The sequence below is a fragment of the Ralstonia sp. RRA genome (assembly GCF_037023145.1).
Classification (GTDB): domain Bacteria; phylum Pseudomonadota; class Gammaproteobacteria; order Burkholderiales; family Burkholderiaceae; genus Ralstonia.
In genome coordinates, this window is record NZ_CP146091.1 from 219,189 (window position 1) to 231,643 (window position 12,455).

Annotated in this window: 10 protein-coding genes; 7 read left to right on the top strand and 3 right to left on the bottom strand. The window is 65.8% G+C overall.

The annotated features are described in order from the left end of the window. The first annotated feature begins 3 nt into the window (after positions 1-3). The 3 genes from V6657_RS01070 (at position 4) to V6657_RS01080 (ending at position 4,496) form a co-directional block, all read left to right on the top strand. Entirely contained in the window at positions 4-672 is a 669-nt protein-coding gene (locus tag V6657_RS01070) for an ABC-type transport auxiliary lipoprotein family protein (protein ID WP_048933305.1), read from the top strand. Positions 673-746: 74 nt separating this feature from the next. Next, positions 747-1,952, top strand: coding sequence for a VanZ family protein (locus V6657_RS01075; RefSeq protein ID WP_048933306.1), 1,206 nt, complete (start codon positions 747-749; stop codon positions 1,950-1,952). A 438-nt stretch (positions 1,953-2,390) separates the two neighbouring features. Then, a complete protein-coding gene (locus V6657_RS01080; RefSeq protein WP_048933307.1) occupies positions 2,391-4,496 on the top strand; it encodes a phospholipase C, phosphocholine-specific in 2,106 nt (701 codons plus the stop codon). Between the two features lie 185 nt (positions 4,497-4,681). Here the strand turns inward: V6657_RS01080 and V6657_RS01085 are convergent, their stop codons facing one another. From V6657_RS01085 to V6657_RS01095, 3 genes are all read right to left on the bottom strand, one after another. Continuing rightward, complete coding sequence (locus V6657_RS01085; RefSeq protein ID WP_048933308.1) at positions 4,682-4,984, bottom strand: hypothetical protein; 303 nt, start codon at positions 4,982-4,984, stop codon at positions 4,682-4,684. Continuing rightward, complete coding sequence (locus V6657_RS01090) at positions 4,981-6,069, bottom strand: DMT family transporter (RefSeq protein WP_021196283.1); 1,089 nt, start codon at positions 6,067-6,069, stop codon at positions 4,981-4,983. Before V6657_RS01090 ends, V6657_RS01085 begins: the two co-directional genes overlap by 4 nt. Positions 6,070-6,267: 198 nt before the next feature. Beyond that, the gene (locus V6657_RS01095; protein ID WP_082170154.1) at positions 6,268-7,713 is read right to left on the bottom strand and encodes a helix-turn-helix transcriptional regulator; all 1,446 of its coding nucleotides are present in this window, start codon (positions 7,711-7,713) and stop codon (positions 6,268-6,270) included. A gap of 268 nt (positions 7,714-7,981) precedes the next feature. Here V6657_RS01095 and V6657_RS01100 point away from each other — a divergent pair, with 268 nt between their 5' ends. From V6657_RS01100 to V6657_RS01115, 4 genes are all read left to right on the top strand, one after another. Further along, on the top strand, positions 7,982-9,505 hold the full coding sequence (locus V6657_RS01100; protein WP_048933309.1) for an aldehyde dehydrogenase family protein: 1,524 nt from the start codon (positions 7,982-7,984) through the stop codon (positions 9,503-9,505). Positions 9,506-9,521: 16 nt separating this feature from the next. Beyond that, positions 9,522-11,243: a choline dehydrogenase gene (gene betA, locus V6657_RS01105; RefSeq protein WP_048933310.1), complete on the top strand. Its 1,722-nt coding sequence runs from the start codon at positions 9,522-9,524 to the stop codon at positions 11,241-11,243. Further along, complete coding sequence (locus V6657_RS01110) at positions 11,243-12,064, top strand: TorF family putative porin (RefSeq protein ID WP_082170155.1); 822 nt, start codon at positions 11,243-11,245, stop codon at positions 12,062-12,064. Before betA ends, V6657_RS01110 begins: the two co-directional genes overlap by 1 nt. Positions 12,065-12,127: 63 nt before the next feature. Further along, on the top strand, positions 12,128-12,430 hold the full coding sequence (locus tag V6657_RS01115; RefSeq protein WP_048933312.1) for a hypothetical protein: 303 nt from the start codon (positions 12,128-12,130) through the stop codon (positions 12,428-12,430). Positions 12,431-12,455 lie beyond the last annotated feature (25 nt).

Here is a 12,455-nt window from a genome sequence, read left to right on the forward strand (position 1 = left end):
TCCATGCCGATGTTGTCTGCTGTCTTGCGTCCTACACTCAGCCGCGCGCTTGCGCTGTCCGCCCCGCTGTTGCTCGTGACGGCGCTGGCTGCGTGCTCCAGCACACCGGTTGCGCCGGCTGCGCTCTACGATTTCGGCCTCGCGCCCACGGCCGCCAGTGGCGTGCGCCTGCCCACCGCACTGCGCGTGGCCGAGGTTGCCGGCCCGAGCTGGATGGACGGCAATGCCATCTACTACCGCCTCGCCTACGCACAAAGCCAGCGTACCGACGCCTATGCCAACAGCCGCTGGGTGGAATCGCCGGTGAATCTGTTCGACGCCCGCCTGCGCAACGCCGCCGCCGCGCGCGGCCAGGTGGTCGGCTATGCCGGGCAGGAGGTGCCGATGCTGCGTGTCGAACTGGTCGACTTCTCGCAAGTGTTTGACCAGCCGGGTGCGAGCCGGGGAGTGGTACGCCTGCGGGCGACGGTGTTCAAGTCGCGCGAGGTGGTCGACCAGCGTGTGGTGCAGGCCGACGCACCCGCCCCGAGCGCCGATGCGGCCGGCGGCGTGGCGGCGCTCACGCAGGCATCCGATCGTGCCATCGGCGAGGTGCTCGACTGGGTGGCTGGGCTCCCGCTGGCTGCCCGCACGCCCACGGCGGCGTCGCAACCGGCCGTGCGCGCGCGCTGACCTTCCGCCGGAAGAGGGAACCGTCCGCGTCCGGCGGCGTCGGACGGTATCATGGGCATTGCGCCCCAGTTTGACTGCAGCTTCCGCCGGTGCCGGACCTCCACACACAACCTTCCACGCCCACCCCCCATCGCCACTCGCCGCTCGCCCGCGCCGGGCTGGCCTGTTTCGTCTTCCTGGTGGTCTACGCGAGCCTGTATCCGTTCGCGGGCTGGACGGACATGGGCGTCTCGCCGTTTGCGTATCTGACCGCGCCGCTGCCGCGCTACAACACCGTCTTCGATGTGGTCACCAACGTGTGGGGCTACATGCCGCTGGGCATGCTGACGGTGCTGGCGCTGCATCCGCGCATCACCGGCTGGCGCGCGGTGCTGATCGCGCTGGGGGCCGGGCTGCTGCTCTCGGGCGCGATGGAGGCCATCCAGACGTATCTGCCGACGCGCGTGTCGTCCAATGTGGATCTGGCGACCAATACGCTGGGGGCGCTGCTGGGGGCGATTGTCATGCTGCCGTTCTCGGCGCGGCTGATCGACCAGGGCGGGCTGCGCCGCCTGCGCCGCCGCTGGTTCGAGCCGCACGCCACCTTTGCGATCCTGCTGCTGTTGCTGTGGCCGTTCGCGCAGATCTTTCCGCAGGAATTTCTCTTCAGCATGGGCGGGGTGATCCGCAGCATGGTGCTGGACCCGTCGCCGGACGCGTTCCTCACCAGCGTCATCAACAGCTGGTTTCCGGAACTGTTCGACTGGCATGACCGGCTGCAGGCACACCCCGAGGCCCTGCAGCGCCAGGAATTGCTGGAGGCGCTCATTACCGCCTGCAGTTGGATCGGCACCGGGCTGCTGGCCACCGTGGCCATGCGTCGTGGTGCGCCGCTGCTGCGCCTGCTGGCGGCACTGCTGGCGAGCGCGCTGCTGTTGAAGGCCGGGGCGACACTGCTGCAGTTCCCGCTGGCCGGCGCGTGGGATTGGCTCTCGTCGGGCGCGCGCTTCGGGCTGGTGGTGGGCTCGCTGGCGCTGGTGCTGCTGGTGCGCCTGCCGCGCTGGCTGCGCGGCGCGCTGGCGATGACGCTGCTGATCGTGCTGATCCTGCTGTCGAACGTGCTGCCGCCGAGTCCGTACTCGTGGGTGTCGGCGCAGGCCTGGCGGCTCGGGCGTTTTGTCCATTTCAACAGCCTGTCGCAATGGATCGGCTGGCTGTGGCCGTTCCTCGGCCTCGGCTACCTTGCCTGGCGGGCCGAGCAGACCCAGCTGGAGCGGCGTGCCAGCCGGCCCCAAGACTGACCCCTCACCTGTTTGCTTGATGGCGTGTGCCGCCGTCACGTGGCCGACACGATTCCTTTCTACCTTAGCGCCTGTTGAGTGACAGGCGCGCGCTGCATGCCCAGGCCGCCAGTGTCATCTGGAGGTCATCCGTGTATGCAAGCCGCGCTGCCAGTCGACCGTTTTTTCGCCCCGCGATCCTCATTGCGGCGGTGCTCAACTGTGCGCTGGCCGGCTGCGATACCGCTGACCCGCATGTGCCTGCTGTAGTGCGGGCGCAGGCTTCCACGTTGTCTCCGTCCCCGTCCCCGTCTTCCACGCAGGCTGCCGCTTTGCCCACCATCGCGCGCGACGGCTTGGTGCCACCCGTGATGCACACCGTCGACTGACGCCCCGATCAGTCAGACGCTGCCCCGTGTTGTTCCCCCAACCCCCCAACACAGACATCAGGTAGAGAACATGACCTCCAAGAGCCGCCGTGGTTTTCTCCGTTCCGCCGCCCAACTGGCTGCCGCATCCGCAGCCATGGGCGCGGTGCCCGAAGGCATCCGCCAGGCGCTGGCGATTCCCGCCCATACCGCGCACCGCAATATCGAGGACGTGCAGCACATCGTGATCCTCATGCAGGAAAACCGCTCGTTCGACCACTACTTCGGCACGCTCAAGGGTGTGCGCGGGTATGGCGATACGCGCACGATCACGCTACCGTCCGGCAAGAACGTGTGGCACCAACCGGTCGCTGGCGGGGTGGGTGAAGTGCTGCCGTTCCGCCCGAGTGCGCCGGACCTGGGTCTGCAGTTCCTGCAAGACCTGCCGCACGGCTGGAACGACACGCACGCCGCCGTCAACGGTGGCCGCTACGACGGCTGGGTCCCGCACAAGGGCACCACCACGATGGCCTACCTCACGCGTCAGGACATTCCGTTCCACTATGCGCTGGCCGACGCCTTCACCATCTGCGACGCCTACCATTGCTCCACGCCCACCTCGACCGACCCGAACCGCTACTACATGTGGACGGGCTACGTCGGCAACGACAACGTCGGTGGCGGCCCGGTGATCGACAACGCCGAAGTCGGCTACGGCTGGTCCACCTATCCGGAAGTGCTCGAAGCCGCCGGCATCTCGTGGAAGATCTACCAGGACATCGGCACCGGCCTGAACGCCGCCGGCTCCTGGGGCTGGACGAGCGATGCCTACATCGGCAACTACGGCGACAACTCGCTGCTGTACTTCCACCAGTACCAGAACGCGCAGCCGGGCACCCCGCTGTACGACAAGGCCCGCACCGGCACCAACGCATCGGCCGGCGACGGCTACTTCGACATCCTCAAGCGCGACGTACAGAACGGCACGCTGCCGCAGGTGTCGTGGATTGCCGCGCCGGAAGCCTTCTCCGAGCATCCGAACTGGCCGGCCAACTATGGCGCGTGGTACATCGACCAGGTCCTGCAGATCCTGACCTCCAACCCAGAGGTGTGGAGCAAGACGGCGGTCTTCATCACCTACGACGAGAACGACGGCTTCTTCGACCACCTCGTGCCGCCGTTCGCATCGTCGGGCAGCAATGGTTTGTCCACCGTCGACACCACGGGCGAGTATTTCCCGGGCAATGCCAAGTACGGCGCGGGCAGCTATGGCCTCGGCCAGCGCGTGCCGATGCTGGTGGTGTCGCCCTGGTCCAAGGGCGGCTTCGTCTGCTCGGAAACGTTCGACCACACCTCAATCATTCGCTTCATCGAGCAGCGCTTTAAGCGCACGCACAACGTCAAGTCGCCGAACATCTCGAAGTGGCGCCGTGCGGTGTGCGGCGATCTGACGTCCGCGTTCAACTTCGCCACGCCCAACGAGGTGGTGCCGGCGCTGCCAAGCACCGCGGCCTACGTGCCGAAGGACCACGCGCGTCATCCGGACTACATCCCGCTGCCGCCGCTGCTGCAAGCCGTGCCCAAGCAAGAGCGCGGCGTGCGTCCGGCGCGTGCGCTGCCGTATGAGCTGTTCGTGCGCGGCCGCCACGACGAGGCCGCTGCCAAGTTCCAGCTCGACTTCGTCAACACCGGCGAGGTGGGCGCGGCCTTCCTCGTCTACACGGCCGGCAGCGTGGATGCGCCGCGCACCTACACGGTGGAAGCCGGCAAGCGCCTGTCGGACAAACTGCCGGTGGGTGCCGGTGGCGCATACGACTTCACAGTGCACGGCCCGAATGGTTTCCTGCGCCGCTTTGCCGGCAAGCTCACGCTGTCGGGCCTGCTGCATCCGCAAGGCCGCCGCGCGCTGGAAGTGAAGGAAGGCTATGACGTGGCCAACGGCAACCTGGAGCTGCGCCTGATCAATCACGGCCGTGCGCACACGACTTTCACGATCAAGAACGCCTACACGGGCGCCACCGTGCAGCGCGAAGTGCGTGGTGGGGATGATGCCTCGGTGTACCTGGACCTGCGCGGCCAGCACGCCTGGTACGACCTGACCATCACGGCCAGTACCGACGCCGGCTTCCAGCGCCGCCTGGCCGGCCACGTGGAAACGGATCGCCCGAGCGTGTCAGACCCGGCACTGGGCGCATAAGAAGACGCACCAGCAGCGCCCAAGCAAAACGGCCCGCTGACGTGACTGTCAGCGGGCCGTTTTTTCGTGGCTGCGCGATCAGAGTTGCCGCGTGTACGTGCGTGCCTGATACAGCGCCAATGCGCTCAGTCCGACGATCATCGCGATCGCCAGCACATCGGCAAACGGGTAGCCCCAGTAGCTCGTCATGGCGTGGTCTCCTTCGGTTCGACTTCGATCAGGCCGGTATCCGCCATGCGCTGGCGGCCAAACTCGGTGATGACATAGCGGAAGTGCACCTTGCCGGTGGCTTCGTCCAGCGTGTCTTCGGGTGTTTGCACCAGGCCGCCGGAGTACAGGTCGGCCAGGATGGCGCGGATGCTGCCCGTCCAGTACTCGTCTTCGGGTTTGCCGTATTCAATGCAGGTGCGATGGGCGATGTCGCCATCCCACAGGCCGTCGCCGTCGGCCAGCAATTGCAGGATGTAGCCCTTCATGTGCAGCTTCATGCGTGTGTCTCCGTGGTTGCTGTTGTTGTGGTGGGAATGGCAGGTGCCGTGCCGCGGATCACTTCGAGGTTTTCCGAGCTTTCCGACACCATCACAAAGCCGCCGAAGATCACCAGCGCCAGCCCGATCAGGAAGTACCACTCCGGAAACTGCAGTGTGAAGACGGCGGTGAAGATCGTGGCGAACATCGCGTAGAACGCGCCCAGTGCCTGCCCGCGCCCCACGCCGATCAGCGGGAACGACTTGTACCAGGCCACCGCGCAGAACGAGAAGGTGAGCCCGCCCACCGCCAGCCACAGCAGCGCCTTGCTGTGCACGATGCCGGAGACGATGGTTGTGACGGGCACTGGCACATGTGCGAATAGCGCGATGGCCGGCAGGATGAGGACGACCCAGTAGATGGCCTCGGCGGTGTAGCGGATGGAGACGCCGCAGTCGGGGTCGGTCACGTCCATCGCGCGGCCGACGATGGCGCCTTCCAGCCCCCAGCCGATGGCGGCCATGGCGCCGCCTAGGTAGCCGATCCACTGGTTGCCGCCGCTGTGCGACTCGGCCATCAGCGCTGGCGCGTAGATCGCCACGCCGCCCAGGATGATGATTGCGATGCCTACTGCCGCCCGCGCGCTGATGCGCTCGTTGTACCAAAGCTTGGCCACCGTCGCGCCCACCACCGGATACAGCAGGCCGGCCACCGCCGCGAACACCGCGCCCACGTAGCCCATCGCCAGGTACGAGCCGAAGTTGGCCATCAGCCCGCCGGCCACGGCGGCAATGAAGTACCAGCGCGAGATCTTGCGGAACTGGCCGATGGTGCGGAAGTAGTCGCCCAGCTTGCCGAGCGTGCCGAGCCACACCCACTGGAACAGCACCACCATGCAGCTGTGGAACGCCGTGATGACGGCCGCGCAGGTGAGGAAGACGCGCGGATCGGAGAGGTCCAACGCACCGAACGGCGATTCATGCCAGACGGCCGTGCCCGGCACGTACCAGGCGCCCCACAGAATCGCGGCCCATAGCGCCCAGCGGTAGCCCCACTGCAACGTACGTCGATGATGTGCCGCGCGGGCGGCGGAAGATGAAGCCAAAACCGGTCTCCTTGTTCTGTGCGCCGTGCCCGCGATGCATCATGCGGGCGACGCGTAAGTTACTGGAGGTGCAGAAATTAACTGAAGGTATTTCAGGGTGAGTCTAAGCCGGCCCTCCAGGCATGCCGGAAAATCAGTCGCAACGATTGACGGGTTTGTCAGAAGTTGACGTATGCAACGTCAAGTGACGGTGGTGCGTTAAGAAGCACCTGCCTCAGGCACCAAGTCCACCACGGTGATGAGGTGCAACGGCGCCTCAGTGGCCGGATCGCGCGCCAGTGAGGTGGTCACGCGCACCGGTACGGCCGAGCCATCGCCGCGTACCAGTTGCAGCGAGAGCGCATAGGTCGGCACCGTGCCGGCGAGCAACTCGCCGTACTGGCGCAGGTGGCGCGCAAGGTCGTCGCGGTGCGTGAGGTCGAGCAGCGTGCGCTGCTGCAGCGCGGCCTCAGGCTGCCCCAGCAGCTTGCACAGCCACGGGTTGGCGCGCAGGCAGCGGCCCTCCAGGCTGACTTGCGCGATGCCGACCGGTACTTGCTCGAACAGCGTGCGCAGCTTGGCTTCGCTGTCGCGGAAGGCGGCTTGCGCTTCCACCTCAGCGGTCACGTCCTGCGCGGCACCGATCATGGTGGGCGTGGCGGCCGTCGAATCCTGCGCCTCGCCTTCCTCGTGGATATGGCGGCGCGTGCCGTCGGGCAGGGCGATGGTGTATTCCACGCGATACGGCTGGCGCGTAGTCACGGCCTGGTCCAGCACGGCCTGCACGCGGGCGCGATCGGCGGGAACGATGGCATTCAGGTAGCGCGCCATCGTCACCGGCGTGGCCTGCGGCACCCAGCCGAAGATGCGGTAGGCCTCGTCGGTCCAGCGGCAGGCGTCGCTGCCGGGTTCCCAGACCCAGCTCCCGAGGCGGGCGATCTGCTGTGCTTTGGCGAGCAGCGCTTCCGAGTCGCGCAACGCGGCCTCGGCCGTGCGGCGCTCGGTAATGTCCAGGCTCAGGCCGATCATCTTGACCGGGCGGTCCTGCGCATCCCGCACGAGCGTGGCGCGCGAGACGATCCAGCGCACGGTGTCCGGCGCCGGGTTGATGCGGAACTCATGGGCGTAGACACCGCCCTCGGCCAGGTTCTGCGCGATGGCGGCCTGCACACCCGGTGCGTCTTCGGCCGCGACGCACTGCCAGAAATCTTCCAGCGTGCGGATCGGCCGGCCGAACAGGCGCGCGGCATTCGGTGAGTACGCCACCGCGTCCGTCAGCAGATTCCACTCCCACGTGACCACCCCGGAAATCTCCTGCGCGAAGGTCATGCGCGCCTCGCTTTCCATGATGGCGGCCAGGTGCTTCTGGCGTCCTTCACGGGCGCGGGCGTCGGTGTTCAGGTTGGCTTCCAAGTCGGCCAGCGCGCGATCACCGTAGCGCAGCCACAGCCAGTTCACGTTCAGGAAACGCGCCAGCGCCAGCAGGTTGGCGTATTCGATCTCGCCGCCGCGCGTCCACTTGTGCACCGCCGAGGGCGACACGCCCAGCGCCGCCGCCACCTGCTTGAGCTGGATGCGGCCGCGCGTCAGCACGCCTTTGAGGCGGCCGGCAAAGCTGTCGTCATCGAGCGGGCCGTCAGACGACGGGAGTGAAGCAGCGGTCATGGAGCGGAATTTACTGAGAGTGATTCGCGACAGTATAACGCCTCAAAAATAGCGAAAAACTATCCAATTATGTGATCGTTAGGTCTTAACGATTGGCCGGAGGCAACTAATTTTTCCTAGACTAGTCCATAATTCTCTAAAGGTAAATAAAAACACCAACAGTGAATTTCTGGGTCACCGCACCGAATCTCGTCTGTTCAGGCGCTACGGTGTCGGCATTTCGGGCGCCGTCTTCTGTGTGCGCCAGCCATCAACAGGGCTACTGGATATGACGCAAGCTTCTCTTTCCACCGATTTTCGTTCCGCCACGCTGGCGCCCCGTCTTGATCTGTATATCGACGGCCAGTGGGTGCAGCCCGAAGGCGGCGTATACCGCGACATCATCGATCCCGCCAACGAAAACGTCCTGACGCAGGCCGCCGACGCGTCCGTGGCTGATGCGCAGCGCGCCATCGCCGCTGCCCGCCGCGCGTTTGACGAAGGCCCGTGGCGCAACACCGGCACGCGCGAGCGCGCCCGCCTGCTCAACCGCATTGCCGATGCCATCGACGCCGATGCCGAGAACCTCGCCACGCTCGAATCGCTGAACACCGGCAAGACCATCATTGAAAGCCGCTGGGACATGGACGGCATTGCCGCCACGTTCCGCTACTTTGCCGGCCTGGTTGCGACCGAGTCGGGCTTGGTGAACGAAGCCCCGTCGCACGTCATCAGCCGCACGCTGCGCGAGCCGGTGGGCGTGTGCGGCCTCATCACGCCGTGGAACTACCCGCTGCTGCAAGCCGCATGGAAGATCGCGCCGGCACTGGGTGCGGGCAACACCATCGTCATCAAGCCGAGCAACCTGACGCCGCTGACCACGCACCGCTTTACCGAGCTGTTGATTGAGGTGGGCGTGCCGGCGGGCGTGTTCAACCTGATCACGGGTGCCGGTGAAGCCGGTGCCGAACTGTCGCGCAACCTGGACGTGGATCTGGTCTCGTTCACGGGTGGTGCTGTTGCTGGCGCGGCGGTCATGAATGCCGCCATCGGCAACTTCAAGAAGATCGGCCTGGAGCTGGGCGGCAAGAACCCGAACATCATCTTTGATGATGCGGACTTCGATGCCGCTGTCGATCACGCCGTCAACGCCGCGTTCTTCCACGCTGGCCAGGTGTGCTCGGCCGGCTCGCGTCTGATGCTGCAAGACGGCATCCACGACCGCTTTGTCGAAGCGCTGGTCGAGCGCGTGAAGCGCATCCGCATCGGCAACGGCTTTGAAGACGGCACCCAGATGGGCCCAGTGCAATCGGCGTTCCAGCGCCAGAAGATCATCAACATGGTGCAAGCCGGTGTGGCCGAGGGCGCCGTGCTGCGCTGTGGCGGCAAGGTGCCGGAAGGCACGCAGTTCGAGCGTGGCTTCTGGCTGGAGCCGACGGTGCTCACCAACGTGAACGACAACATGAAGATCGCCACCGAAGAGATCTTCGGCCCGGCATTGACCATCGAGCGTTTCACCACCGAAGAAGAGGCCGTGCGCCGCGCCAACAACACGCCATTCGGCCTGGCCGGTGCGGTGTGGACGCGCGATCTGGACCGCGCCAACCGCGTCACCCGCGCACTGCGCTTCGGCACGGTGTGGGCGAACGACTATCACCCGTACTTCCCAGAGGCACCGTGGGGCGGCTACAAGGCCAGCGGCATTGGCCGTGAACTCGGCCGCGGTGGCCTGGACGAGTACACCGAACTCAAGCACAGCTACATCAACCTCGCACCGGCCCCGATGGGCTGGTTTGGCACGGACGCTGCGTAACCAGGGAGGGCTTGTTTTGACGACAAACACCGTACAGGAATACGACTACATCATCGTGGGCGCAGGTTCGGCTGGCTGCGTGCTGGCCGCGCGCCTGACCGAAGACCCCGACGTGACCGTGCTGCTGCTCGAAGCCGGCGGCCCGGACCATCGCTGGGATTTCCGCACGCAGATGCCGGCCGCGCTGGCCTATCCGCTGCAAGGCACGACGTACAACTGGGCCTACGAGACCGAGCCCGAGCCGCACATGAACAACCGCCGCATGTCGCAAGGGCGCGGCAAGGGGTTGGGCGGCTCGTCACTCATCAACGGCATGTGTTTCATCCGCGGCAACGCGATGGACTACGAGCGCTGGGCGAGCGATTTCCAACTCGACGATTGGACGTATGCGGATTGCCTGCCGTACTTCCGCAAGTCGGAAACGTACGACAAGGGCGCCAACGACTGGCACGGCGATGCTGGCCCGCTGCAGGTCACCACGCCCAAGCAGGACAACAGCCTGCTGTTCCATGCCTTTATCGAAGCCGGTGAGCAGGCTGGCATTCCGGCCACCGACGATCTGAACGGCTATCGCCAGGAGGGCCTTGGCCCGATGGACCGCACCGTGACGGCCAAGGGCCGTCGCGCCAGCACGTCGCTCTGCTATCTGGATACCGCACGCAAGCGTTCCACGCTGACGGTGCTGCCGCGCGTGCTGGCCGACCGCGTGATCTTCGAGGGCACGCGTGCCGTGGGCGTCGAGGCGCTGATGGATGGCAACCGTGAAACGTGGCGTGCGCGTCGCGAAGTGATCGTCACCAGCGGCGCCATCGCTTCGCCGCAGTTGCTGCAGCGTTCGGGTGTGGGCAACGCCGACGAGCTGCGCGCCATGGGCATCCACTCGGTCGCGCATCTGCCGGGTGTGGGTGAGAACCTGCAGGATCACTTGGAGATGTACATCCAGTACGAGTGTCTGCGCCCCGTGTCGATCTACGAATCAACGCTCTGGTACAACAAGCCGAAGGTCGGCCTGGAGTGGTACATGAACGGCACCGGCCCCGGCGCCAGCAACCACTTCGAGGCAGGCGGTTTCATCCGTAGCGATGACAGCTTCGAGTGGCCGAACATCCAGTACCACTTCCTGCCACTGGCGGTGAACTACGACGGCAGCAACCCGGTGAAGATGCACGGCTTCCAGTGCCACGTCGGGTCGATGCGCTCGCCGTCCACGGGTTACGTGAAGCTTGCCTCGCGCGACCCGCGTGACAAGCCGCGCATCCTGTTCAACTACATGGCGCATGACGTGGACTGGCGCGAGTTCCGTGCCGGTGTGCGCATCACGCGCGACATCATCGCGCAGCGCGCATTCGACCAGTACCGCGGCCGCGAGATCAGCCCCGGCCCGAGTGTGCAGACCGACGCCGAAATCGACGCCTTCGTGCGCAACCACGCCGAGACTGCACTGCACCCATCCTGCACCTGCAAGATGGGCCCGGCCGATGATCCGATGGCCGTGGTCGACAACGAAGGCCGCGTGCACGGGCTGGAAGGCCTGCGTGTGGTGGATGCGTCGATCATGCCGCGCATCGTCACCGGCAACCTGAACGCGCCGACGATCATGATGGCCGAAAAGATCGCTGACCGTATTCGCGGTGTGGCGCCGCTGGCGCGTTCGGATGCGGCGTTCTACGTGCACGGCAAATCGCCGCTGCAGGCGCCCGCCAAACCGCTGGTCGCCAGCGAACTGGTGACGGCCTAATGCGCTGGTCGATGCGCTGGCCGAGGGTCGCGACGATGCTGGGCGGGGCGGCGGCATGCGCTGCCGCGCTGCCTGTGTTTGCCGACGAGGCACCGGCCAGCGACGACAAGCGCTGGACGGCAAACGCTTCCGTCGTCTCGCAGTACGTGTCACGCGGCCTGCGCCAGACGTGGGGCAAGCCTGCGCTGCAGGCCGGCATCGACTACGCGATGCCGAACGGCCTCTACATCGGCGCGTGGGGCTCGCAGATCAGCGACCACGTCATCGCCGGCGGCCACACGGAGATCGACACCTACGTTGGCTACGCCACCACCGTCGCGCACGACATCGAGCTGACCACCGGGCTGTATCGCTACTGGTATCCGGGTGCCCGCTATGACAAGGCCTTTGCGGGCGGCCCGGCCACCGGCTACGGCTACACGGAGTGGATGGTTGGCACCGGTTGGCGCGGCGTGTCGGTCAAGCTGTGGACATCGTTGTCGAACTACTTCGGCTTTGATGGCAACTCGCTGGCCGACGGCATCGACAAAGGCAGCCGTGGCTCGACCTATGCCGAGGCCAACTGGGACGTGCCGCTGTCCAACGATTTCACACTCGGCCTGCACGTTGGGCACGAGCATGTGCGCAACCACAGCGCATTCAGCTTTACCGATTACCGCGTCGAGCTGTCGCGGCCCATCAACAAGTTCCTGACGCTATCCGCCGCCTTCACGGGGGCGGACGCGTCTGCTTATGCCCATCAGGTGTCGGCGCGCAACAGCGCCGACCGCATGACGCTCGGCCGGCGCACGGTCGTGCTCAAGCTGACGGCGACGTACTGAGCGGCAGGCGGCGTCCTTCCTTCAACCCTTTCCCCACAACCTTCGCTCTGAGAGCAACACACCATGGCCTCCCTGGGTTTTACCGACGTTGTCGGTCTGGTCGGCGTCGCCGCTTACGTTACTGCGCACTTTGGCGTGCAGGTGCTGCACAAACCGCCCACGGGGCCGTTTGCTGTCCGCCTCAACATGATTGGGCCGATCTGCATCCTGATTTCGCTGATGGGCGCGTTTAACCTGTCCTCGTTCCTCACGCAATTCTTCTGGCTTGGATTGACGTTGATGGGGTGGTGGCGCAACAAGCAGGCAGGGCGGCCGGTGGCTGAGGCGCCAAGCGCGCCGCGCCCAGGGCAGCCAGCACAACAGTAAGCGCACGTACCTCCAAGACGCTTCT